The sequence below is a fragment of the Arsenicicoccus dermatophilus genome (genome assembly GCF_022568795.1).
Lineage (GTDB): Bacteria > Actinomycetota > Actinomycetes > Actinomycetales > Dermatophilaceae > Arsenicicoccus > Arsenicicoccus dermatophilus.
Genome location: NZ_JAKZHU010000001.1, coordinates 1,059,774 through 1,082,210, shown reverse-complemented (window position 1 = coordinate 1,082,210; position 22,437 = coordinate 1,059,774). Strand labels below are relative to the sequence as shown.

The following is a 22,437-nucleotide window of genomic DNA, read 5'->3' as shown; positions in this document are numbered from 1 at the left end:
ACGAACTCCGGCACGGTGGTGGGGGTGTCAGCGCTCACGGCGAGCTCCTCGTGGCAGACGATGGCGAACGGCCGTCGACGCGACGGACCGCCCCCTCCAGTCGGCGCAGGCGGGACCGCGCCTCCAAGGTGCCTGCCCACGTGGTCCGGGTGCCTGAGAGGTTACGGGGATGTTGCCCCTTCGGCGTCCTGCCGACGGTCGGTCCCCCGCGGCATTGCGACCGGGACGACCTCACGTCGCGGGAGCTCTCCCACGTGAGGTGATCAGCAGGCCAAACCCTAGCAGGGGCCGAGGACGCCTGGTCCGGCCAGGGGCGGGGCCAGGCCGTCGCAGGTGTATGCCGGTGCGGCCCTGCGGCATCGTCGACCGCGCGGGCGCCCGGGATGTCCCTCAGCCGGCGTGACGGGCACGGCGGCGGGCGCCGAGCTCGTCGCCCGGGAAGGGCTTGACCTCGGCGGTCGTCCTCTCGACGTCCTCGTCCTCGTAGCGCTCCGACGGCAGCGCCGCGAGCTCGCCCTCGATCTCGCGCCAGACCCGGCCCACCGCGATCCCGAAGACGCCCTGCCCGCCCTGGACCAGGTCGATGACCTCATCGGCCGAGGTGCACTCGTAGACCGAGGCGCCGTCGCTCATCAAGGTGATCTGCGCCAGGTCCTCCACGCCGCGCTCGCGCAGGGTGTCGATAGCGACCCGGATCTGCTGGAGCGAGACCCCGGTGTCGAGCAGTCGCTTGACCACCTTGAGCACGAGGATGTCGCGGAAGCCGTACAACCGCTGGGTCCCGGAGCCCGTCGCGCCTCGCACGGAGGGCTCGACGAGACCGGTGCGGGCCCAGTAGTCGAGCTGGCGATAGGTGATGCCGGCGGCCTTGCAGGCGGTGGGACCGCGATACCCGACGTCGTCGGACAGGTCGGGCAGATCGTCGTCGAAGAGCAGACCCTGCGCAGGACGGGTTCTGGGCACCACCGGATCGACGAGCCTGTCGATGTGCTCCGGGCCCACGATCCCTCCCTCGCGCTCCGCGGCCCTGGAGGGGCACCGCGAGGATCGCGGGTCCGGGCCGAACGTCGTCTCGACGGTACGGCCCGGTCAGTGGGTCGTCAATCACCGCGGCCTCCCTGCGGCAGGCGTGTCGCTGGCGCCCTGACCAGCGCCTCCGCGTGGGGATCGGACATCATCGGACGGTGCCGGACAACTCGGACGCCCGGTTGATCCACCCTTTCGGGCGTCCCGGCGCGCCGGACGACGGTCAGAGCGCCTCGCGCGGGCCCTCGCCTTCCAGCCCCTCGAAGTCCTCCGCGCTCACGTGGTCCAGGAACTCCCGGAAGCGCTCCAGCTCTTCCTCCGCGCGCCCCTGCGCGCCCTCGCCGCCCTGGTCGTCGCCGTCCTCCTCCTCGGAGAGGAGCACCCCAGCGTCGGCGAGCAGCGCCTCGGTGGTCACCACCTCGGCGCCGGCCCGCAGGGCCAGCGCGATCGCGTCGGAGGACCGGGCGTCGACCTCGGTACCGTCGTCGAAGACCAGGGTCGCGTGGAAGTAGCTGTCCTGCAGGGAGGCGATGACCACCCGGCTCAGGGTGCGCCCCAGCGCGCCGATGGTGCTCACGAACAGGTCGTGGGTGAGGGGGCGGGGCGGCTCGACCCCCTGCTGGGCGTAGGCGATGGCGCTGGCCTCGGCGGCGCCGATCCAGATCGGCAGGTATCGCCCCCCCGGTCTCCTTGAGCAGCACGATGGGCTTGTTGGTCGGCATCTCGACCCGGACCCCGAGCACCTCTAGCGGCTTCACCCGGCCACCGTACCGTCCGGACCTGGACTCAGTAGGACAAGCCGCCCCGCACCAGCGCGGCGTGCAGGGACAGGCACGCACCGAGGATCACGGCGGTGGGATCCTCCTCCGCCCCCCGTCGCGACGACGGTCCCCGGACCTGCTCCACGAGGGCGACCTCCCGGTCCGCGGCGGTGCGGAAGGACCTCAGGTGCCGCGCCTCCAGCCCGTATGTCGCCAGGCGGCCCGCGGCCCGGGCGACGGCGAGGTCGTTCTCGTCATACAGGCCGGGGGAGGTCGCCCGCACCAGCCCGTAGCCAATCAGGTCGTCCAGGTTCGCCTGGGTGATGTCGGCGGCCCGGCACAGCTCGCGCGCGTTGAGCCGCATGCCGGGGCCGCCGGGAGCGACCAGCGGGTCGAGCTCGCCACCCGCGGGGACGGGGACCGTGGGCAGACCGCCCTCCCCCGCTCCGGGCGGCGTCAGCCCACGGTCCATCGCGTCGAGCGCGTCCTTGATGACCTCCAGAGGCCAGAAGCGGTCGCGCTGCGCCGTGAGGACGTAGCGCAACCGCTCCACGTCGTCCGGCTGGAAGACGCGATAGCCCGACGGCCGCCGCTCCGGTGCGACCAGACCCTTGGACTCGAGGAAGCGAACCTTGCTGATGGTCAGGTCCGGGAAGTCGTCCGCCAGCTCGGCGACGACCGCCCCGATGGTGAGCGTCCGCGTAGGCTGGGCGTCCGACCCCATCAGTGAGAGGACGGGGCGTAGAACACCAGCCGGAACTTGCCGATCTGCACCTCGTCGCCGGCCTGGAGACGGCCGGCGTCGCTGCGCTCGCGGTTGACGTAGGTGCCGTTCAGCGAGCCGGCGTCGCGGACCTCGAAGGTGTCACCCACGCGCACGAAGACCGCGTGGCGCCGGGAGACGGTGACGTCGTCGAGGAAGATGTCGCTGTCGGGGTGGCGTCCGGCGCTCACCTCGTCGGCATCCAGCAGGAAGCGGGCACCGGTGTTGGGCCCGCGCAGCACGACGAGGAGCGCGGTGCCGGGCCGCAGGGCGTCGACGGTCGCCTGGTCCTGGGTGGTGAGGCCACGCTCGACGTCGGGCAAGACGTCGACGTGCTCGGACCCGACGCCCTGGAACTGCTGGGTGGTCGGCCCCTCGAAGTAGCTCGGGTTGCTCATCAGGGAGTCCCTCCTAGGTCGACGGTGTCACCCAGGTCACCCGCATGGGCGCGGGCAACCGGGTGACACCGTACGAGAATTGCGCCTCGGGCGCCAGACTATAGGTCAGCCGAGCTGGGCCTTGTAGGCCTCCACGTCCATCAGCTTGTCGAGCTCGGCGGGGTCGGACACCTTGACGGTGAACATCCAACCGGCCTCGTAGGGGTCGGAGTTCACGGTCTCGGGGGTGCTGTCCAGCTCCTCGTTGACGGCGACGACCTCGCCGGAGACCGGGGAGTACAGGTCGGAGACCGACTTGGTGGACTCCACCTCGCCGCAGGACTCGCCGGCGGCGACGGTGTCGCCCACGGCGGGCAGGCTCACGTAGACGACGTCACCCAGCGCGTCCTGCGCGTAGGCCGTCACACCCACCTTGGCCTGGTCGCCGTCGATGGCGATCCACTCGTGCTCCGGGGTGTAGCGCAGGTTCTCGGGGTAGGTCAGCTCCGACATGTCGCTCCTTGTGTGGGTCGGATGGCGTCCGGCGACGACGGGTCCTCCCTAGGGAGCGCGCCCCGTCGTCGGGGCCGGCACGGGTTCTGCGTGGTGCGGCTGCGCCGGCGTCGCCAACGCGTCCACGGTGATCGTAGCGGCACGCGCGACCGTCGCCACCGCGCCCTGCTGCTTCATGCTCTCGACGACGCCGCCGGGGATCCGCATGGCCGCGTCCATGGTCGCCGGGTCCCCGATCGCCTTGATGACGTACGGCGAGGAGAGCTTGGTCCCGGAGGCCTGGACGTCCCCTCCCGCGCCGCCGAACCAGGTGCTGGCGACGACGCGCGTGGAGCCGACCTGGATCGCCTCGGCGCCCGCGTCCCGCAGCTCCTGGACGGCGTCCATGATCCGGGAGCCGTCGACCTTGCCCTTGGGATCGGTCACCGTCACGGTGACGCCGGGGCCGGTCGCCGCAGCCGTGCCCGCGAGCATGGACAGCGTGTCCAGTCGCTCCTTGGCCGCCTGGACGGCGGCCTCGTCCCGCTGGGAGCCGTTGACGAGCTCGTCGCGGGACGCCTGCAGCTTGCGGGCGTCGGCGTCCAGCCGGTCGGCCCGGGAGTTCTGGTCGTCCAGGATGCGCACCAGGTCGGTGGTGCGCAGGGTCTCCAGTCCGCGCCGGCTCTGGGACTGCACCTGGGTCGCCAGCGCGAAGCCCAGGAGCACAGCCAGGCCGGTGGCCGCCAGGTTGGCCTTGGTGAGGCGGGGACGCCCCATCCGGGCCAGGCGGGACCAGGAGCCGCGCTGACCGGGGAGGGCCGACGCGGCAGGAGCCCCGGGAACGGCGCCGACAGGGTCGTTGGTATCGGTGGGATCCCCGGTGCTCGCGGCGGGGCCGCCGGGTGCCGTCTGCGACCGGGTCGCTCGCGGCTGCGCGGGGGGTGCCTGGCTCGCAGCCGTCGACGCGGCGGGGACAGCCGCACGGTTGCCCGGGGCTGCGACGCCCGGTGCGGAGGCCGCGGGACCTGCCGCGGGGGCAGCCGGACGGTTGCCCGGCGCTGCGCCCGGCTCGGGACGTGCCGGTGCAGCCGGCGGCGTCGTCGGCCCGGCCTCGGTCGAGTCGGGCCCTGCGGGCCTGGATGACGCGGACCCGCGCTCGGAGGAGCCGCCCGCAGCAGGTCGAGCCCTTGCCGAGCCGTCCGTCGCCTGCTGACCCGCCGCAGGACTCGGTCGCGCCGAGGAGGCGCCCCCAGCCGCGCCTGCCTCGGCGCCCGTCGCTGCCGCGGCAGGGCGGGCGCCCGGCGGCCCGGCCGCCTGGCTCCCAGGCGCAGCCTTCTCCGCCGGGGCAGCGGGCGACGTGGGCCGGGTGGGCGCGCCGTCCTGCGTCGTCTCGCCGCCTCGTCGGGCGCCCTCCGAGGCGACCGCCCTGGCCCTCGGCTGGGCGGCCCTGATGGCCTGCCCGACCTTGGCGAGCTGGCTGTCGGCTCTGGCCTCGGCCCGGGCCTCGGCCCTCGATCGAGCCCGGGTGGCCTGGGGCTCGGCGGAGGGGCCCGCCACGCTCGTGCCCGCCTGGGCGTCGCCCCGCGGTGGAGCCGCCTGCGTCTGCGACGCGTCGCTCCGCCCCTGGGCCGTGGCCTCCGTCGTGGCGGAAGAAGGTCCCGACGACGCCGGCGCCGAGGAGGTCGGCAGGTGCACCCGCCGGGTCACCTGCTGCAGCGCCGCGGCGAGCCCCCTCGGGCGTGTCTTCCCCGGCGTGTCCTGTCGCCCCGCGCGGGGCGACAGGACGGTGGTGCCGGCCTCGTCGGACTGCCGGGCCCGCTCGGCGAGCCCGACGGACCGGGCCTGCCCCGTCGGCTGGTCCTGCTCGGTCTGCCGGGCCTGCCTGGTCTGTTGAGGTTGCTCCGTCGGTTGAGGTTGCTCGGGGCCGTCGGAGCCCCCGGCGCTCCTGACCTGCGGAGCGGCCTGCTCCGCAGTGGCCGGCTGCACCGGCAGGGGCTCCGTCGGGGCGGACGTCGGCGGGATCGGCTGGCTCTCCTGCTCGCGGGCAGCGGGCGGCGCGGCACGGCCCGGCTCCGTCATACCGGGCCGGTCCTGAGCCTCCTCCCCCGGGCCGGTGCGGTGCGGTGCGGGGTCCTTGCGGTTGCTCATGCGTGGAAGAGGTGTCGGCGGATGGATGCGACGTTGGAGAAGATGCGGACGCCGAGCACCACCACGACGCCGGTGGACAGCTGCGCCCCGACCCCGAGCTGGTCGCCGAGGAACACGATGAGGGCGGCCACGACCACGTTGGACAGGAACGAGATCACGAAGACCCGGTCGTTGAAGATCCCGTCGAGCACGGCGCGCACCCCGCCGAACACCGCGTCCAGGGCGGCGATCACCGCGATCGGGAGATAGGGCTGGAGCCACGGGGGGACGGCCGGATCGAGGAAGACCCCGACCGCGATGCCGATCAGGAGACCGAGGGCAGGGATCACGGGTGGACCTCCGTGGTGCGGGTGGTGGCGGCCGGCGTCCCCGTGCGGGGCGCCCTGCCAGGGGCGGATGTGCTCGTCGGCCGTGCCAGCGGTTGGACGGGCCGGGCGTAGCGCAAGGTGATGGACGAGGCACCGCGCATCGTCAGCGAGCGCTCCTCGGCGACCGAGTGCTGGATGCCGACGTCGTCGTTGAGCTGCTGGAGGAGGCGGCCACCCTCCGTCTGGGGGAAGCGGCTGCGCAACGAGTCGGCTTCCCCGATGGCATGGATGAGGTAGGGCCGGGTGAGGGGTCGGTAGTCGACGAGGATCGCCTCTCCGGCGAACCGGACCGCCGAGGTGGACGTGAGGCGGTTCCCGTTGATGTCGATGGCTTCGGCGCCGGCCTGCCACAAGCCGTTGACGACGGCCTGCAGGTCGCCGGACTGCACCCGCCCCTGGTCCGGCTCGTCGGTGTCCGGCTGCGTGGCCCCGGCGTCCCGGGAGTCGTCGACGGTCACGGTGATGCCGGGACCGGAGACGGCGGCCGCCGCGGCAGCCATCTCGGCCTCGCCGAGGCGGCCGGACAGGTCCCGCTGCGTCCCCGCGTCGAGGGCGCGACGCTGGGCGGCGGCGATCTCGGTCTCCCAGGCCGCGATCTGCGCCTCCAAGGCGTCGCCGTCGCGCTGACGACGCTCGATCTGCCCGATGAGGGCCGAGCGCTGCTGGACGACGGTGGCCTTGGGCTGCCGCAGGGCGGTGGCCGCCCCGGCCATGAGCAGACCGATGAGGAACATCACGACCGTCACCCGGGCCGTCACCCCGTGGGGCGTGCGGGACAGGCCTGCGGCCTCGCGCCGGTCGGCCTCGGCGGCGTACGAAGGGTCCAGAGGCCGCTTCATCATCTCGGTGAGGAGCGTCATGGACGCGTCGGGGCGACGCGGACGCTGCGACGTGGCCGGCATGTCAGCGCTCCTCCCCGAGTCTGCGCACCACCTGCTGCGCCTGGATGTAATACATGATTGCGGAGAGCCAGTACAGCCCCAGGCCCCACCATGCGAAGGCCCATCCCATCACGAGAGCGCCCCGCTGCGGCAGTCCCTCCCCCGCGCCGAGCAGGAGCAACGGGAAGGCCACCAGCAACGCGAAGGTCGCTGCCTTGCCCAGGAAGGTCACCGGCAGCGAGCTCAGACCGTGACGTCGCAGCCGGACCATCTCCGCGACACCCCACAGGTCTCGCGCCACGAGCGCAACGACGAGCCACGAGGGCACGAGGTCACGGAGAAGCAGCCCGAGGAGTGTCGAGACCACGAAGAGGCGGTCGGCGATCGGGTCGAGGACGAGCCCCAGCCGCGATACCTGACCGTAGCGACGTGCGACCACGCCGTCCAGCCAGTCCGTCAGGCCGGAGCCGACGAGGACCCAGAACGCCGCCGTGTCGGCCCGCCGGACCAGGAGCAACCACAGGAAGACCGGCACCATCAGGATGCGCAGGCCGCTCAGCAGGTTGGGCACCGTCAGGACCCGGTCGTCGGGCATGGTGGCCCGCTCGTCGGCCTGCTCGTCGTCGCTCCGGTCCACCACGGGACCAGGCTAGGGGGCGACATGCCCTGGCGCGGGGCGGCCCGCGGGGCGGACGGCTCATGGGGTCCTGGAGGTCCGCAGGTCCGGGCCTGCGGCGGGTGCTCGTGGCAGGATGCGGCGTATGACGACGTCCGCCCGCCTTGCTGCGCTGTCCGACCGGGGTCGGGTCAGCGACCACAACGAGGACTGCTACGCCACCCACGACGACCTCTGGATCGTGGCCGACGGGATGGGTGGTCACGCCAGCGGCGAGGTCGCCAGCCGGGTCGCGGTGGACTCGGTGGTCCGGTCCCTGGGCGCGATGGCGCCGGGCCAGGCCCTCGCCGACCAGCTGCGCGACGCGGTCGCGGGCGCCCGGGGGGCGCTCCTGGACCACGTGCGCGCCACGCCGCAGGACGCGGGCATGGGGACGACGCTGGTGACCGCCGCCCGCCGGGGCGACGAGCTCGCGGTGGCCTGGGTGGGCGACAGCCGCGCCTACCTGCTGGAGGGCGACCAGCTGCGGTCGCTGACCAACGACCACAACGTGGCCGAGGAGATGCTCGCGCTGGGGATGATCGACGCCGAGCAGGCGCGCACCCACCCCGGGCAGTACCGCCTGACGCGGGCCCTCTCCGGGGACAGCGACATCGACGCCACGCCGGACGCGCTCACCGTCCCGGCCCGTGGCCGGCTGCTGCTCTGCTCGGACGGGCTCAACGGCGAGCTCTCCTCGGACACCATCGGCCGGCTGCTCGGCGAGGCCGATCCCGAGACCGCCGCCCGTGCCCTCGTGCATGCCGCCCTCGACGCGGGGGGCAGGGACAACATCACCGTCGTGGTCGTGGATCTGTGATGCGCAGGGTCACCCCGCTCGTGGCGCTCGCCGTCGTGCTCGGCGGGTGCGGCCCGACCCAGCCGGACGTCCAGCCGTCCACGCTGCAGGTGACCCTCCCCGGTGACGTCCCGCCGTCGGCCCGCGACGACCAGCTGCCGCAGGTGCACCAACCCGACGTCCCTCCCGCACCCACGGGGGCCGGCGTGGCGAGCTCCACGATCGGGCGGGCGGGTCTGCCCCGGTGGCGCTCGGCGTGGTGGCGCGACGAGTGGCCGGTGGCGGCGCGGTACGGCTGCACCGACGTCGGCACCCGCCCGCACGACCCGCGGTGCCCGGGCACCCAGGGCTTCCGGCACGGCACGGAGATCGCCATGGCGTGCGGCACGGTCGTGACGTCCGGCGTCGAGGGCGTCGTGCTGGACCCCGCGACGCCGACGACCCCGGGCCCGGCATACGGCCCGAACGCCCTGCGGGTGCGGACCAGCACCCCGGCGAAGGACGTGGTCCTGGGGCACGCGCGCCGGCTGCTCGTGCGCCCGGGTCAACGCGTCGTCGTCGGCACTCCTCTGCTCGAGGCGGGCGACCTGGCCTCGGAGGGCGGCTGCCGGCTGTCGCTGGAGGTGCGCGCCGTCGGCGGCGACGTGACCACCGCGCAGGACCCGGCCCGGGTCCTCAACCTGACGGCCGACTGAGCAGGCTCAGCGCCCGGCCATCGGCCACCGGGTCAGGCGCTCCCGCAGCTCGCTCGTGGTACGCAGGCCCCGGCGCGAGGCCTGACCCACGCGCATCAGCACCGCCGCCGCGCTCGACCCCAGGACCAGCCCGATGGCGATGGCGCACAGGACGCTGACCGACAGGCCCAGGGTCGGCCCGGCGAGGTCCGGCTCCAGGCCGAGCTGGGTCACGGACATCACCCCGAGGGAGCCGGGCACGAGCAGCCAGAAGCTGGGCAGGAAGACCACGAGCCGCGGCAGCGCGGGCCGCAGGGCTTCCACCGTCTGCGCGCCGAAGCTCGCCGCGATCGCGCCGAGCAGCGCGCCGAACCACGGGCTGGGCACGAGGGTCTGGCCCAGCACCTGCCCGCCGAAGGTGATGGACAGGATCGCGAGGACCCACGGGACCAGGTGCGGCGGGATCGACTCCATCAGGCTCATCCCGCTGGTCAGCAGCAGCAGGCCGACGATCGCCGCCCACCACCCCAGGTCGTCGGCGCGCACGTTGAGCAGCATCGTGCTGTCGGCCGACAGCAGCACCGCGGCGGCCCCGACGCCGAGGGAGAACAGCAGCACCTGCGTCGCCCCGAAGACCAGCCGCGAGGTCCCCGCCACCATCTCCCCCGCCGCGAGCTCGGACAGGCCGGTCACGAGCAGCCCGCCCGGCAGCAGGACCGCGAGCGGTGGCAGCAGGCTGCGCAGCGGGCCGGTCAGCAGCCCGTGCTGGGCGGCCCAGAAGGCCCCCAGGCTCACGCAGAAGGCCGCCGCGCAGGGGAAGATCATCGACGCGAGCCGGTGCCGCGCGCTGAAGCGCATGAGCAGCACCACGAGCGGGCTGCACAGCACGGCGAACACCACGCTGCGCAGGGAGGGCTGCAGGATCATCGCGATGCCGCCGGCGACGAGCGCCCCTCCGACATACATCCCCTGGACGTCGTAGCGGTGCGGCCGGGCGCGCATCGCCACCAGCTGCTCCAGCGCCTGGGTCGCGTCCAGGTCCCCGTCCTCGACCCCGCGCTGGATGGCGTTGACCTCGGCGCTCTGGTCCAGGCGCAGGGGCCCCTCCACGGACTCGAAGGTCGCGGGCGAGCCGTAGCCCAGCGAGAGGACCACCCCCGTGGGCAGCGCCTGCACCTGGCAGCCGGCGTGCCCGAGGCGGCGGGCGGCACGCCGGACGTCGGCCTCGACCTCGTGGACGGGCATGCCGCCGGCGATCAGGGCAACGGCGAGATAGACGAGCAGGCGTCGGGTCTGGCGCTCATCCGGGGCGGGGGCGGCGGCGTGGGTCTGCACGAGTCGCCAGGCTACCGTGCGTGATTGCGCAGTGGGTCCACCAGGTGCCTGGCCAGAAGGTTGCCGAGGGGTCAGGAGGGGGACTATCTTGGAGGCGCGGACCCGTCCTGCGCACGCAGGGAAACGGGTCCAGCTTCTTTGGTGCGGGCAGGCCGGGTTGCCGCCCCCGGCCGGGACGTCCGCCTGGGACGCCACCCCCGGAGCCCGATCCAGATCAGGACAGCCACCGCAGCCAGCTCGACGACGAGCCCCCTGACGACCGCGATCACGACGTCCTCGGCCGATCCTCGCGAGGTGACGACGTCCTGACGTGCGTCGTGGACGAGCGGCGGCGCTCCGGTCAGGGCCGCGGACAGGCACAGCACCGCACCCATCACCGTGACGTGTCGGCGAGTCACGGAGAGGATCCTGGTGATGAGGACCACGCGGGCGTCCGGGGCCTGCCCGACCCGCGACCGACCGCACCTGGCGGGGGACGTGCAGGGTCAGACCGGGTCGAGGTGGACGGTGTCGTCCAGCCGGCAGGGCTGGCGGCTGTGGCTGTGCGGATCCTTGCGCAGCCGGGTGATGCTGCCGGGACGGACGGGGAAGTCGGCGCGGCCGGCGTACCCGAGCGGGACCCCGATCCAGGCGGCGATCACGAAGGTCACCGTGCGCTCGTGGGTGACGACGATCTGGCGCTCCCCGCGCACGCGCACGGCCAGGTGCCGGGCGAGCGCCTGCGCGTCCCGGCTGCCGCGCGCCGTCGACGACGAGTCGAACCAGCGGCCCCGCGCGAGGCCACCCCGCGTCCGGCAGGGGTCAGCGGGCCTTGGCGGCCGCGAGCCGGGCCTCGAGCGCAGCCTGGGTGGCCAGGGCCTTGAGCTCGCGGCGGGTCAGGGTGGCCTGGGCGCGGGCGCGGTGCTTCAGACCGGGCTTGCCCTCGGTGTCGACCATGCCGAGCAGCGCGCCGCCGGCCAGACCGAGGTTCTTGTAGAACTGGATCTGCTGCATCTGGCGGGCCTGCGGGTCGGTCTCCTTCCAGAACGCGTGCCCCGCGAGGGTGGTTGGCACCATGGTGGCAGCGAGCACGGCGCTGGACAGGCGCGGGAGGCGACCGAGGGCGAACATCGTGCCGGCGCCCACCATCGCGGCGCCGCTGGCCTTGACGAGCAGCTCGTCGGACAGCTCGACGCCGGTCAGGTCCTTGACCGTGGTGCGCACCGGCTCGAGGACCGGCTGGCCGAGCTGGACATGGTGCTCCAGACCCTTGAAGTGGCCGATGCCCCCGGTGACGTAGATCGCGGCGAGCATGGGGCGGGCGAGACGACGGACGATGGACATGAGGCTCCTTGCAGCTGCGGGTGGTGCCTGGTCGGACTCCATGGAGGACCCGGCGTGCTGATGAGGTCACCCTAAGCCACACATCGGTGCCGGCCCCTCCCCCACGCCCACCGGCCGGCCGCGCTCGTCATACGGCCAGAGGCCCACCGAGCACGTCGATCTCCCGCAGCCGGGGATACCACCCGTGCGCGAAGGCCTTGGCCGGCTCCTGCAGGATCTCCTGGTAGGCCGAGTAGGCGACCATGTCGGCCATCTGCAGCCACTGGCTGCGCGAGCTGTGCTGGAACATCGGGTCCTCCACGATCCGCCGGGTCCGCAGCCGCAGCGCCCGGTGCGCCGCCAGGTAGCCGGTGTCGGTGCCGTCGCCGTCCATCACCACGATCCCCAGCTCCCCGGCGCCGGCCAGGTGTCCGTCCAGGACACCCACCAGCTCGCCGTAGACCCGCAGCCGCTCCGCGCGGTAGGCACCCCGGCGGCCGGTGGTGCGGGCGTAGACGGTCCCGACGCGCAGGCAACCGGTGCTCGCGATCGCCTCCAGACCCTGCACGAAGACCGCGCGCCGGCGGGCCTTGGAGGCGTTCCACCGGTCGTTCAGGCTCGGGCGTCCGCGGCCGTTGACGAAGCTCGTCGAGTGGATCTCCACGGCCTTGCCGATCTGGTGCCGCTCCCACAGCAGGTCCCGCCAGTCCAGCCATCGGCCGAGGGCGGTCGACCAGTCGCCGTCGACCAGCTCGACCCAGCTGTAGGCCACGATCCCGGAGATCTCGGCCCCCGAGTCGTCGACGTAGACCAGGCGCATGCCCCGCTCCCTTCGATGGGCCTCCATCCAAGCAGGCGCCACCGACAGGCGGCGCACCGGCGATCGGCCGCGACCCGGTGACCCCGTGAGAGGGTGGGCCGGCACCACCGGACCCGACCTCGAGGAGCAGCCATCAGCGACCAGGACCAGACCATCGACGAGCGGGACAACGCCGAGTCCCGCGTCGCGGAGGGCGAGGCCAGCCAGACCCGCCAGGGCGCCAGCAAGGGGGGACCGATCCCCGCGGACGCCCCCGCGGCCGGCCAGACCCCGGCCAAGAAGGACGCCGAGGACGGCATCACCGCCGCCGGCACCGGTGGCGGCAGCCCCCTCGCGGGCGTGCTCATCAGCGAGGAGGACGCCGCCGAGGCGGTCCACGGCGACGAGGGCCCCGAGCACCCAGGCCGGCGCTCGCGGTCCTGATCGCGGGATGACGAGACGCCCCGGTCCTCGTGACGGGGGCGTCTCGTCGTGCCGGGCGACCGGGCCGTTCGGCATACGCCCTGACAGCACCCGCCGTGTCAATCCCCCATCACCCACGGTGACGAGGTAGGAAGGACAGACCACGGCGGGACCACCGAAGAGCCCCGCACCGAGGAGGCCTCATGGCTCAGGTCACGAGTGGCGCTACCCGCTGGACCCGGCCCTCGTCCACGCCGCCCGGGCAAGGAGCAGCCGGACCCGGGCTCGGCCAGGGGCTGGAGCGCCGCCACCTGGACCTGATCGCGCTGGGCGGGGTCATCGGCGCCGGGCTCTTCGTGGGCAGCGGGGTCGTCGTCCAGCACGCCGGGCCGGCCGCGATCGTGTCCTTCCTCGTCGCGGGCGTGATCACCGTCCTGATGATGCGGATGCTCGCCGAGATGGCCGTGAGCCGCCCCGTGGTGGGGTCCTTCTACGTGTACGCCCGCGAAGCCCTCGGTGCCCGAGGCGGATTCGTCGTCGGGTGGCTCTACTGGTACTTCTTCGTCATCGTGGTCGCGGTCGAGGCCGTGGCCGGAGCGCGGATCCTCGCCGGCTGGTGGCCGCAGGTGCCGGTCTGGGCCTTCGGGCTGGGGCTGCTCGTCACCCTCACCGCCACCAACCTCGTCTCGGCGCGCAGCTACGGCGAGTTCGAGTACTGGTTCAGCTCGATCAAGGTCGTCGCGATCGTGCTCTTCCTGGCCGCCGGTCTGCTGTGGATCACGGGGCTGTGGCCGCGGTCCACGCCGGGGCTGTCGGGACTGTGGTCCCACGGCGGCTTCGCGCCGCACGGGTGGGTCGCCGTGGTCACCGCGGTGGTGCCCTGCGTCGCCTTCTACACCGGCGCCGAGATCGTCACCATCGCCGCCGCCGAGTCGCGGGACCCGCGCGGCGCCGTCGAGAAGGCCATGCGCACCATCGTGCTGCGGGTCGTCACGTTCTACGTCGGGTCGGTCTTCGTCGTCGTGGCCGTGCGGGCCTGGAACGACCCCGAGATCGCCATCTCCCCGTATGCCGCCGCGCTGCGGACCCTCGGCATACCCGGTGTGTCGACCCTGATGAACCTGCTCATCCTCACGGCCGTGCTCTCCTGCCTGAACTCCGCGCTGTTCACCGCGTCGCGGATGCTCTTCGCCCTCACCGGTTTCGGCGACGCGCCGCCGTGGTTCGCGCAGGTGTCGCGCAGCGGCGTGCCCCGGCGCGCGATCGTCGCCGGCACTCTCGTCGGCTGGATCTCCCTCGTGGCGGCCGTCGTCTCCCCCGACGTGGTCTTCGCCTTCCTGATCAACTCCTACGGCGCCGTGATCCTGTTCGTCTACATCGCCATCGCCGCCTCCCAGATCGTGCTGCGGCGCCGCGGGCAGGCGGCCGGGGAGCCGCGACCGGCGGTGCCGATGTGGGGCTTCCCGTGGCTGTCCTCCGTCACGCTCGCGCTGCTCGTGCTGGTGGTCGTGGCGATGGGTCTGCTGCCACAGACGCGCCCCCAGCTGCTCGTCTCGCTGCTGACGCTCGCGGTGGTGCTGGGCCTCTACGAGCTGCGGGTGCGGCGCGGACCGGACCCGGCGTCGATCGTCGCGCCCGCCCGCGAGCGCACCTGACCCGCCACCGACAGCGGGTGGTATGACGCCGCCCCCGGTCACCTGCGAGAGGTGGCCGGGGGCGGCGGCGTACGGCCAGGACGACCGGATCAGCCGGCGCTCAGCAGGGCCGTCCCTGCGGGGCGCGCGCCGCGGTCTGGGCCGGGTCGCGCTCGACGACCGAGCCGAGAGCCTCGTCGACGGCCTTCATGACCTCGTCGTCCAGCCGCACGCCTGCGGCCTTGACGTTGTCCTTGATCTGCTCGGGGCGCGAGGCGCCGACCAGGGCGGCGGCGACGTTGGGGTTCTGCAGGACCCAGGCGACGGCGAGCTGGGGCATGGTCAGGCCCGCCTGCTCGGCGATCGGCTTGAGACCCTGCACGGCGGTGAGCACCTCGTCGCGCATCAGGTCCTTCATGGACTGGCCCGCCTGCGCGTGGCCGGCGCGGGTGTCCTCGGGCGGCTGCTGACCGGGGAGGTACTTGCCGGACAGGACGCCCTGGGCCATCGGGCTCCACACGATCTGGGAGATACCGAGCTCCTCGCAGGCCGGGACGACCTCGCCCTCGATGACTCGCCACAGCATGGAGTACTGCGGCTGGCTCGAGACGAGCTGCACGCCCAGCTGCTTCGCGAACGCGTGGCCCTCGCGGATCTGCTCGGCAGTCCACTCGCTGACGCCGATGTAGAGCGCCTTGCCCTGGCGGACGACGTCGGCGAAGGCCTGCATCGTCTCCTCCAGCGGCGTCTCGGTGTCGAACCGGTGCGCCTGGTAGAGGTCGACGTAGTCGGTCTGCAGGCGCCGCAGCGAGCCGTCGATCGACTCCATGACGTGCTTGCGGGACAGTCCGCAGTCGTTGTGCCCGCCGGGGCCGGTGGGCCAGTAGACCTTGGTGAAGATCTCCAGGGACTCGCGGCGCTCGCCCTTGAGGGCCTCGCCGAGGACCGTCTCTGCCTTGGTGTTGGCGTAGACGTCTGCGGTGTCGAAGGTGGTGATCCCCTCGTCGAGCGCAGCGCGCACGCAGGCCTTGGCCGTCTCGTTCTCCACCTGCGACCCGTGGGTCAGCCAGTTGCCGTAGGTGATCTCGGAGATCTTCAGTCCGCTGTTGCCGAGGTATCGAAACTCCATGTCCGCGACCTTAGTCCTCGGGCTGCGGCTCCGGGGTGCTGAGCACGAGGAATCCCTGGTCCTCGGAGGGGAGCAGGCTCAGCTCGTGGCGGTAGAGCCGTGCGAGGTAGTCCACCGGCTGGTGGTAGACGAACACCGAGGGCCCCTCCCCCACGATCGCCGGGGTGTCGACGAAGAACGGCAGCTCGTCCAGGAAGTACTCCACCGCCAGCTCGGCCTGCTCGGCGGTCGGCTCTCCGCCGTCCGGGATCTTGCCGGCGAGCACCCAGCGGGAGGTCTCCAGCGTCGCGGCCCGGAAGGCCGCGTCGTCGGCGAAGCGCTCGCGCCCCTCGCGAGCGAGGCGCTGGTACTGCTCGTTGGCGTCCAGCGGCTCGCTCCACTGCAGGTAGGGCTCCGGGTCCGCGACGCCCGCCTTGCCGAGGGCCGTGCGGATCTTGTTGAGCACGTAGGCACCCTGGCGGCGGGCCTTGGTGCGCGCCTTGCCCTCGGCATACCCGAGCGCGCGGAAGGTGTGCTGGGGAGACAGGTCGGGGACGTAGAAGCTGACCGACGGATAGGCCTCGAGCCCCCAGCGCACGAGCAGGTCGATGCGCGGCTGGGTGTAGTAGCCGTTGAAGGGGCTGATGCCGAGACAGACGTGTCGGGCCCGGTCGGCCACCTGGGCGCAGCGCGGGGTGAGCGGGGTCGCGACGAAGCCGTCGAGCGTCGCGGCGGAAGGGGTGGGGGTGGCCACGGGGGTCATGGCTCGCTCCTCGGGGGTGGGGGCGCGGGACGGTGTGATCGTCACGGAGCGGTCACGACAGACTCAACACATTGACCCTAAAAGGGGACAAGATATGACTGAGAGCGCTGCCAGGTCAGGGTTAGGTCCGCCATTCCGGACAACTGCGGTCACCTGGGGCGGGCCCGGGTCGAGCACGGCCGGGATCGACCCGGTCGGCGACGGGCCCACCTGCGACGGCGCCGGCAGACGGCTGCCTGCCCTCCCGACCCGCCGAGGGCCGCACCCCCGCAGGACGGGGCGCGGTCCTCGGTGTCCGGTGGCCGACGGTCAGGAGCGCGCCGACGGTTCCTCGGCGGCGGGCCGGACCTGGCCGGGCTCGACCTGCTGCGGCCGGCCCTTCAACGAGGCGCCGGTGAGCAGGCCCACCATGAAGACCCCGATCGACAGGGCGCCGAGGCCGAAGACCACGTCGCCGGGGATCCGCAGCCAGCGGACGACGGTCAGGACGGGACCGTAGAGGAACTCGTCGGAGCGGGCCCACCACAGGCCGCGGTCCATCGACGCCCAGGCCTGGGCGAGGCCGAGCGGGAGCAGAGAGACCAGGGCCATGGCGAGCAGCCCGCCGTTGAGCAGCCAGAAGCCCCACCGCAGCGGCCGGTCGTCCCACTCGCGGCCGGGCATCAGGGAGCGGATGCAGAAGAGCATCAGCCCGATCCCCAGCATGCCGTAGACGCCGAACAGCGCGGTGTGCCCGTGCAGCGGGGTGAGGTTGAGGCCCTGCACGTAGAACAGCGAGATCGGCGGGTTGATGAGGAAGCCGAAGACCCCGGCGCCGAGCATGTTCCAGAACGAGACCGACACGAAGAAGTAGATCGCCCAGCGATAGCCGGCGACCCACTCGCGGACCTTCAGCAGCCGCAGGTTGCGGAAGGCCTCGAAGCCCATGAGCGCCAGCGGCACCACCTCCAGGGCGCTGAACGCCGCGCCGAGGGCGAGCACCGGCGACGGGGAACCGGTGAAGTACAGGTGGTGCGCGGTGCCGATGATCCCGCCCGCCAGGAAGATCGTCGTCGACGAGATCACCGAGGTGGTGGCGGACGACGAACGGATCAGCCCGAGCCGGGAGAACAGGAACGCGATGACGGTCGTGGCGAAGACCTCGAAGAAGCCCTCGACCCACAGGTGCACCACCCACCAGCGCCAGTACTCCGCGATGGACAGGTGCGTGCTGTGCCCGATCCCGAAGGCCGCGCCGTAGAACCCGGCGATGGCCAGACAGCTCATGAGGAGCATGAGGGTGAGCGAGCGCTGGCTGCCCGAGGCGAGCGGAGCCTCGGGCGTGGCGGCCAGGTGTCCTTCGTCGCGGGCGCGGCGCAGGGCCGGCGCCATACCCCGCCACATCAGGGCGAACCACAGGAAGAGGCCGACGAACAGCCCGATCTGGAAGGCCCGCCCCAGGTCGACGTACTCGTAGCCCTGGGTGCCGAGCCAGAAGGACAACGGGGTGCCGTGACCCATCCTGCCCATGATCGACAGCCACTCCCCCGCCATCGAGCCGAGGACCACGACGAGCAGCGCGCCGAAGAGGACGTTCACGCCGAGGCGCTGGCCGGCGGGCTCGCGTCCGCCCACGGCCGGTGCGACGTACAGACCGGTCGCCAGCCAGGCGGTGGCGATCGGGACTGTCGGATTATCGGTGGGCGGGGTGCCCAGCGTTCTTAGGTGGTCGAGGGGGTGATGCGTCCCTCGAAGGTGATGGCGAAGGCGTTCAGGGGTGCCTTCCACCGGATGACCCATCGTGCCCTGCCTCTCCCGGTGGGGTCCAGGGAACGGGTCACCAGGTAGAGACACTTCAACGCGGCGGCGTCGTTCGGGAAGTGCCCTCGCGCACGGACGGCGCGCCGGTAGCGGGCGTTCAACGACTCGATCGCGTTGGTCGTGCAGATGACCTTGCGGATCTCGACGTCGTAGTCGAGGAAGGGCACGAACTCGTTCCACGCGCCTCGCCACATGCGGATCGCGGCGGGACAGACGGGCTCCCACGTGGCGGCGAAGTCCTCGAACCGTGCGGCGGCCTGCTCGGCGTTGACGGCCGTGTACACGGGCCGCAGGTCCTTGGCCATCGCGTCCCAGTGCTGGCGGGCCGCGTACCGGAACGTGTTCCGGATCAAGTGCACGACGCACGTCTGTACGGCGGCGAGCTCCCATGTCGTGGTGATCGCCTCGGGCAGTCCTTTCAGCCCGTCGCACACGGCGATGCACACGTCCTCGACACCGCGGTTCTTGATCTCGGTGAGCACGCCCAGCCAGAACTTTGCGCCCTCCCCACCGTCGCCGGCCCAGATCCCGAGGATGTCGCGTTCCCCGGCGGTCGTCACGCCGATGACGATGTAGAAGGGCTTGTTGGTGACCTGCCCGTCACGGACCTTCACCACGAGCGCGTCGATGAAGATCACCGGGTACACGCGGTCCAGGGGCCGGTGCTGCCACTCAGACATCTCCGCGGCGACCTTCTCGGTGATCCGACTGATCGTGTCCTTGGACACCGACGCGCCATACACCTCGGCGAAGTGCGCCGCGATCTCACCGGTGGTCAACCCGCGCGCCGACAAGGACAGGACGAGCTGGTCGACGCCGTCCAGACGGCGTTGCCGCTTCCGGACGATCTTCGGGTCGAATGTGCCGTCCCGGTCCCGCGGAACGTCGATCGTGACCGGCCCGATCTGCGTGAGCACCGTCTTGGATCGGGTGCCGTTCCGCTCGTTCCCGCCCCCGTCGACCGGCGCCGGCTTCGCGTGCCGATCCGAGTGCTCGTAGCCGAGGTGCTCGGTCAGCTCTTCCTCCAGAGCGGTCTCCAGCACCTGCTTGGTCAGGCCCGTCAGCACACCGTCGGGGCCGACCAGGTCGACTCCTTCAGCGCGGGCCTGGTCCACCAGACGCTGCGCCAGCGCCTGCTTGTCGTCATCGTTGAGGTCCACGACCCCAATCGTGTTCGTCATGCTGCCTGCTCTCCCGCCGAGCACCGCTCAGCGCGTCAGGCCGAACCCCCACCCACCGTTGTTCTGACACTCCCCCGGTGGTCGACACCCTTCACCAAGGGCATCGACCACCGGGGATCGAGGATCAGGACTCGACGTGCGTGCTTTTGATCCCGTTGATGCAGTGCGAGCTCGAGGTCGAGCGGTTGGCGCCCGTGATCCAGGCCGTAGCGATGTCAGGCTGCCACAGGTTGCAGTCCCCGATGCCGCGGGCCGACGTGTTGCTGTACTTGGTGCAGGAGATGACGACGTGGTTCTGGTCGGTGCCACCCGCCCAGGTCTTGCAGTCCACGCGGGCCAGGGAAGGAGTTGCGGAGCTGGCGACAGCAGGCACCGCAGACGGGGCCAGCGTGAGGGCCGCGGCCGCCATGGCGACGACGATCGGGAGCTTCTTGGTGGACATGTCGAGCCCTTCTCTCGGTTGGAGCAGTGGGCCGTGCCCACTGCTCCAACCAGGGCGGAGGATCGCTCCGACCTGGCGCATGGAGGGGTCCTCCCTCATGCGCTCTCATACTGCAGGTGGAACGCGTTGCCACTCAGGGGATTTCGGTGAACTGCGGATGAAGACTGGATCGAGCCGGTAGCTACCCACCTCCCGGAGCGGCATGACGTCCGTGCCTGGTAGGCATGCCTGACGACATCCGCAAGTAGCACCCTCGGGCCGTGGGCCCGCAGGTCTTCGGTCTCGCTGCGACAGACGCGGCCGGGTCGAGAGCGGGTCAGGCCCGGCCGGTCTCGGCGATCGTGGCGGACCCGACCACCCGCGTCCCGGCATACAGCACCACCGACTGGCCCGGCGCGACGCCCCGGGTGCGCTCGGCCAGGGACACGTGCAGCGAGGCGCCCTCCACCCAGGCCCGCGCGGGGATCTCGGCCCCGTGCGCGCGCAGCTGGGCGCCGACCTCGACCGTCCCGTCCGGCGCCGGACCGCACCAGCGGACGTGCTCGCCGCGGATCCGGTCGATGCCGAGCAGCTCGCCGGGCCCCACGACGACGCGGTTGCGCGGGACGTCGACGGACGTGACGTAGCGCGGCCGGCCGTCCTGCGCCGGGCGCCCGAGCCGCAGCCCGCGTCGCTGGCCGACGGTGTACGCATACGCACCCTCGTGCGCGCCCACCACCGCACCGGTCTCGTCCACGATCTCCCCGGGCCGCTCCCCCAGCCGCGCCCCGAGCCACCCGCGGGTGTCCCCGTCGGCGACGAAGCAGATGTCGTGGGAGTCGGGCTTGCGGGCGACGGCGAACCCGCGCTCGGCCGCCTCCGCGCGCACCTGGGTCTTGGTGGCGTCCCCGAGCGGGAAGAAGGACCGGGCCAGCTGGTCGGCGTCCAGGACGCCCAGGACATAGGACTGGTCCTTGGCCGGGTCGACGGCGCGGTGCAGCTCGCGCGCGACGGCGCCGTCCGGCGAGCGACGCTCGACGACCTGGGCGTAGTGGCCGGTGGCGACCGCGTCGAAGCCCAGCGCGAGCGCCTTGTCCAGCAACGCGGCGAACTTGATCCGCTCGTTGCAGCGCAGGCAGGGGTTGGGGGTGCGGCCGGCGGCATACTCCGCGACGAAGTCGTCGATCACCTCGGCCTGGAAGCGGTCGGCGAGGTCCCAGACGTAGAACGGGATCCCGAGGCGGTCGGCGACCCGGCGGGCGTCGCCCGCGTCCTCGAGCGTGCAGCAGCCCCGGGCGGACTCGCGCAGGGTGGCGGCGGAGCGGGACAGGGCCAGGTGCACGCCGACGACCTCGTGGCCGGCGTCGAGCATCCTGGCGGCGGCCACGGCCGAGTCGACCCCGCCGCTCATGGCGGCGACGACCCGCATCAGCTCGCCGCCTCCACCGCGTCGGCGCCCAGGCCCCGGGCGGCGGCAGCCGCGACCGGGCCCCCGCTCAGCGAGCCCGCGCGCCGGGCCCGGTCGACCGCTCCCGGCAGCGCCGCGAGGGCTCGCTCGACGTCCTCGTCGGTGGAGCTGTGCCCGAGGGTCAGGCGCAGGGCCCCGCGCGCCTCGGCCTCGGACAGGCCTATGCCGATCAGCACGTGGGAGGGCTGCGGGACGCCCGCGTGGCAGGCGGACCCGGTGGAGCACTGGACACCGGCGGCGTCGAGAAGGTAGAGCAGCGAGTCGCCCTCGCAGCCGTCGACGACGAGGTGGGCGTTGCCGGGCAGGCGCCGGGTGGCGTCGCCGGGCTCCCAGTCGCCGCCCACGCGGATGCCGAGGTCCAGGTCGAGCGCTCCCTGCAGCAGCCGGTCGCGCAGCGCCACCAGGCGGGCCGTCTCGGCCTCACGCTGTTCGCAGGCGATCCGCAGGGCCGTCGTCATGCCCACGATGCCCGCCACGTCGAGGGTGCCGGAGCGGATGTGTCGCTCCTGACCACCGCCGTGGGTGAGCGGGTCGACGACGGCGTCGCGGCGGGCGAGCAGGGCGCCCACGCCCACGGGACCGCCGAACTTGTGCGCGGTGACCGCCATCAGCGCGAGCCCGCTCGCCGCGAAGTCCACCGGCACGTGCCCGACCGCCTGCACCGCGTCGGAGTGCACCGGGACGTCGTATGCCGCTGCGGCTGCAGCGATCTCGGCGATCGGCTGGATTGTGCCGACCTCGTTGTTGGCCCACATGACCGTGGCCAGGGAGAGGGAGTCGGCGTGCTCGTCGAGGGCCGCGCGGGCCGCCTCGAGGTCCACCCGCCCGGCGGCGTCGACCTCGAGCCAGGTGACCTCCGCGCCCTCGCGGCGCACCAGGTGCTCGACCGCGTCGAGGACGGCGTGGTGCTCGACGGTGGAGGCGAGGATCCGGCGGCGCTGCGGGTCGGCGGCCACGCGGGCGCGGGCGGTGCCGAGGACGGCGAGGTTGTCGGCCTCGGTGCCGCCGCCGGTGAAGATCACCTCGGACGGGCGGGCGCCGACGAGCTCGGCGATCTGCTCACGGCTCTCCTCGACGACGCGGCGGGCGGCGCGGCCGGCGGTGTGCAGGCTGGACGGGTTGCCGACGACGGCGCGCTGGCGGGCCACCGCCTCGACGACCTCGGCAAAGACGGGCGTCGTGGCGGCGTGATCGAGATAGGCGTAGTCCGGCTGCACACCCGGAGTCTACGTCCGGTCACACCTCGCCCCCGGGCCCCC

The 22,437-nt window shown here is 72.8% G+C and carries 24 protein-coding genes and 1 riboswitch; of the genes, 4 read left to right on the top strand and 20 right to left on the bottom strand.

Annotated features, from left to right (window positions below; all coding sequences use genetic code 11):
* Positions 1-131: 131 nt before the first annotated feature.
* Positions 132-263: riboswitch (glycine riboswitch) on the bottom strand.
* 127 nt (positions 264-390) lie between these two features.
* From MM438_RS05090 to MM438_RS05050, 9 genes are all read right to left on the bottom strand, one after another.
* Positions 391-1,002 carry a MerR family transcriptional regulator gene (locus MM438_RS05090; protein ID WP_338155503.1) on the bottom strand — a complete coding sequence of 204 codons (612 nt, stop codon included), beginning with the start codon at positions 1,000-1,002 and terminating at the stop codon, positions 391-393.
* A gap of 247 nt (positions 1,003-1,249) precedes the next feature.
* Entirely contained in the window at positions 1,250-1,660 is a 411-nt protein-coding gene (locus MM438_RS05085) for a bifunctional nuclease family protein (protein ID WP_479370981.1), read from the bottom strand.
* 152 nt (positions 1,661-1,812) lie between these two features.
* Positions 1,813-2,511, bottom strand: a complete 699-nt coding sequence (gene ftsR / locus MM438_RS05080) for a transcriptional regulator FtsR (RefSeq protein WP_241451437.1) — start codon at positions 2,509-2,511, stop codon at positions 1,813-1,815.
* On the bottom strand, positions 2,511-2,948 hold the full coding sequence (locus MM438_RS05075) for an FHA domain-containing protein (protein WP_241451436.1): 438 nt from the start codon (positions 2,946-2,948) through the stop codon (positions 2,511-2,513). The genes ftsR and MM438_RS05075 overlap by 1 nt, the downstream gene beginning before the upstream one ends.
* A gap of 105 nt (positions 2,949-3,053) precedes the next feature.
* Positions 3,054-3,440, bottom strand: coding sequence for a glycine cleavage system protein GcvH (gene gcvH, locus MM438_RS05070; protein ID WP_241451435.1), 387 nt, complete (start codon positions 3,438-3,440; stop codon positions 3,054-3,056).
* Positions 3,441-3,488: 48 nt separating this feature from the next.
* Positions 3,489-4,196, bottom strand: a complete 708-nt coding sequence (locus MM438_RS05065; RefSeq protein WP_241451434.1) for a DUF881 domain-containing protein — start codon at positions 4,194-4,196, stop codon at positions 3,489-3,491.
* A gap of 1,367 nt (positions 4,197-5,563) precedes the next feature.
* The gene (locus MM438_RS05060; RefSeq protein ID WP_241451433.1) at positions 5,564-5,896 is read right to left on the bottom strand and encodes a small basic family protein; all 333 of its coding nucleotides are present in this window, start codon (positions 5,894-5,896) and stop codon (positions 5,564-5,566) included.
* Complete coding sequence (locus tag MM438_RS05055; protein ID WP_241451432.1) at positions 5,893-6,837, bottom strand: DUF881 domain-containing protein; 945 nt, start codon at positions 6,835-6,837, stop codon at positions 5,893-5,895. Before MM438_RS05055 ends, MM438_RS05060 begins: the two co-directional genes overlap by 4 nt.
* Before the next feature lies 1 nt (position 6,838).
* Positions 6,839-7,456: a CDP-alcohol phosphatidyltransferase family protein gene (locus MM438_RS05050; protein WP_338155502.1), complete on the bottom strand. Its 618-nt coding sequence runs from the start codon at positions 7,454-7,456 to the stop codon at positions 6,839-6,841.
* Between the two features lie 121 nt (positions 7,457-7,577).
* Between MM438_RS05050 and MM438_RS05045 the strand changes: the two genes are divergently transcribed.
* Positions 7,578-8,291 carry a PP2C family protein-serine/threonine phosphatase gene (locus MM438_RS05045; protein ID WP_241451431.1) on the top strand — a complete coding sequence of 238 codons (714 nt, stop codon included), beginning with the start codon at positions 7,578-7,580 and terminating at the stop codon, positions 8,289-8,291.
* Entirely contained in the window at positions 8,291-8,965 is a 675-nt protein-coding gene (locus tag MM438_RS05040) for a M23 family metallopeptidase (protein WP_241451430.1), read from the top strand. The genes MM438_RS05045 and MM438_RS05040 overlap by 1 nt, the downstream gene beginning before the upstream one ends.
* 6 nt (positions 8,966-8,971) lie before the next feature.
* Here the strand turns inward: MM438_RS05040 and MM438_RS05035 are convergent, their stop codons facing one another.
* From MM438_RS05035 to MM438_RS05020, 4 genes are all read right to left on the bottom strand, one after another.
* Positions 8,972-10,279: a threonine/serine exporter family protein gene (locus tag MM438_RS05035; RefSeq protein WP_241451429.1), complete on the bottom strand. Its 1,308-nt coding sequence runs from the start codon at positions 10,277-10,279 to the stop codon at positions 8,972-8,974.
* 485 nt (positions 10,280-10,764) lie between these two features.
* Positions 10,765-10,977 carry a histidine phosphatase family protein gene (locus tag MM438_RS05030; protein ID WP_241451428.1) on the bottom strand — a complete coding sequence of 71 codons (213 nt, stop codon included), beginning with the start codon at positions 10,975-10,977 and terminating at the stop codon, positions 10,765-10,767.
* Positions 10,978-11,080: 103 nt separating this feature from the next.
* Positions 11,081-11,602: a DoxX family protein gene (locus tag MM438_RS05025; RefSeq protein WP_241451427.1), complete on the bottom strand. Its 522-nt coding sequence runs from the start codon at positions 11,600-11,602 to the stop codon at positions 11,081-11,083.
* 127 nt (positions 11,603-11,729) lie between these two features.
* Positions 11,730-12,401, bottom strand: coding sequence for a DUF3800 domain-containing protein (locus MM438_RS05020; protein WP_241451426.1), 672 nt, complete (start codon positions 12,399-12,401; stop codon positions 11,730-11,732).
* Positions 12,402-12,494: 93 nt separating this feature from the next.
* Between MM438_RS05020 and MM438_RS05015 the strand changes: the two genes are divergently transcribed.
* Positions 12,495-12,824, top strand: a complete 330-nt coding sequence (locus tag MM438_RS05015) for a hypothetical protein (RefSeq protein WP_241451425.1) — start codon at positions 12,495-12,497, stop codon at positions 12,822-12,824.
* Positions 12,825-13,006: 182 nt separating this feature from the next.
* A complete protein-coding gene (locus MM438_RS05010) occupies positions 13,007-14,458 on the top strand; it encodes an amino acid permease (protein ID WP_241451424.1) in 1,452 nt (483 codons plus the stop codon).
* A 100-nt stretch (positions 14,459-14,558) separates the two neighbouring features.
* Here the strand turns inward: MM438_RS05010 and MM438_RS05005 are convergent, their stop codons facing one another.
* From MM438_RS05005 to MM438_RS04975, 7 genes are all read right to left on the bottom strand, one after another.
* Positions 14,559-15,566, bottom strand: a complete 1,008-nt coding sequence (locus MM438_RS05005; protein ID WP_241451423.1) for an aldo/keto reductase family protein — start codon at positions 15,564-15,566, stop codon at positions 14,559-14,561.
* Positions 15,567-15,576: 10 nt separating this feature from the next.
* Entirely contained in the window at positions 15,577-16,308 is a 732-nt protein-coding gene (locus MM438_RS05000; RefSeq protein WP_241451422.1) for a tRNA-dependent cyclodipeptide synthase, read from the bottom strand.
* Between the two features lie 309 nt (positions 16,309-16,617).
* The gene (locus MM438_RS04995) at positions 16,618-18,087 is read right to left on the bottom strand and encodes a cbb3-type cytochrome c oxidase subunit I (protein WP_241451421.1); all 1,470 of its coding nucleotides are present in this window, start codon (positions 18,085-18,087) and stop codon (positions 16,618-16,620) included.
* Positions 18,009-19,289 carry an IS256 family transposase gene (locus MM438_RS04990; protein WP_241449384.1) on the bottom strand — a complete coding sequence of 427 codons (1,281 nt, stop codon included), beginning with the start codon at positions 19,287-19,289 and terminating at the stop codon, positions 18,009-18,011. Before MM438_RS04990 ends, MM438_RS04995 begins: the two co-directional genes overlap by 79 nt.
* 124 nt (positions 19,290-19,413) lie before the next feature.
* Complete coding sequence (locus tag MM438_RS04985; protein ID WP_241451420.1) at positions 19,414-19,731, bottom strand: hypothetical protein; 318 nt, start codon at positions 19,729-19,731, stop codon at positions 19,414-19,416.
* A 316-nt stretch (positions 19,732-20,047) separates the two neighbouring features.
* Positions 20,048-21,139 (bottom strand): tRNA 2-thiouridine(34) synthase MnmA, encoded by a 1,092-nt coding sequence (mnmA, locus tag MM438_RS04980; RefSeq protein WP_241451419.1) that lies wholly within the window; start codon positions 21,137-21,139, stop codon positions 20,048-20,050.
* Positions 21,139-22,395, bottom strand: a complete 1,257-nt coding sequence (locus MM438_RS04975) for a cysteine desulfurase family protein (protein WP_241451418.1) — start codon at positions 22,393-22,395, stop codon at positions 21,139-21,141. The genes mnmA and MM438_RS04975 overlap by 1 nt, the downstream gene beginning before the upstream one ends.
* Between the last annotated feature and the right edge of the window lie 42 nt (positions 22,396-22,437).

Coding starts and splice junctions, on each gene's coding strand:
- ftsR (WP_241451437.1), bottom strand. CDS start 2,511: ATGGGGTCGGACGCCCAGCCTACGCGGACGCTCACCATCGGGGCGGTC.
- MM438_RS05075 (WP_241451436.1), bottom strand. CDS start 2,948: ATGAGCAACCCGAGCTACTTCGAGGGGCCGACCACCCAGCAGTTCCAG.
- gcvH (WP_241451435.1), bottom strand. CDS start 3,440: ATGTCGGAGCTGACCTACCCCGAGAACCTGCGCTACACCCCGGAGCAC.
- MM438_RS05065 (WP_241451434.1), bottom strand. CDS start 4,196: ATGGGGCGTCCCCGCCTCACCAAGGCCAACCTGGCGGCCACCGGCCTG.
- MM438_RS05055 (WP_241451432.1), bottom strand. CDS start 6,837: ATGCCGGCCACGTCGCAGCGTCCGCGTCGCCCCGACGCGTCCATGACG.
- MM438_RS05045 (WP_241451431.1), top strand. CDS start 7,578: ATGACGACGTCCGCCCGCCTTGCTGCGCTGTCCGACCGGGGTCGGGTC.
- MM438_RS05040 (WP_241451430.1), top strand. CDS start 8,291: ATGCGCAGGGTCACCCCGCTCGTGGCGCTCGCCGTCGTGCTCGGCGGG.
- MM438_RS05025 (WP_241451427.1), bottom strand. CDS start 11,602: ATGTCCATCGTCCGTCGTCTCGCCCGCCCCATGCTCGCCGCGATCTAC.
- MM438_RS05020 (WP_241451426.1), bottom strand. CDS start 12,401: ATGCGCCTGGTCTACGTCGACGACTCGGGGGCCGAGATCTCCGGGATC.
- MM438_RS05010 (WP_241451424.1), top strand. CDS start 13,007: ATGGCTCAGGTCACGAGTGGCGCTACCCGCTGGACCCGGCCCTCGTCC.
- MM438_RS05005 (WP_241451423.1), bottom strand. CDS start 15,566: ATGGAGTTTCGATACCTCGGCAACAGCGGACTGAAGATCTCCGAGATC.
- MM438_RS05000 (WP_241451422.1), bottom strand. CDS start 16,308: ATGACCCCCGTGGCCACCCCCACCCCTTCCGCCGCGACGCTCGACGGC.
- MM438_RS04995 (WP_241451421.1), bottom strand. CDS start 18,087: ATGGGTCATCCGGTGGAAGGCACCCCTGAACGCCTTCGCCATCACCTT.
- MM438_RS04990 (WP_241449384.1), bottom strand. CDS start 19,289: ATGACGAACACGATTGGGGTCGTGGACCTCAACGATGACGACAAGCAG.
- MM438_RS04985 (WP_241451420.1), bottom strand. CDS start 19,731: ATGTCCACCAAGAAGCTCCCGATCGTCGTCGCCATGGCGGCCGCGGCC.
- mnmA (WP_241451419.1), bottom strand. CDS start 21,139: ATGCGGGTCGTCGCCGCCATGAGCGGCGGGGTCGACTCGGCCGTGGCC.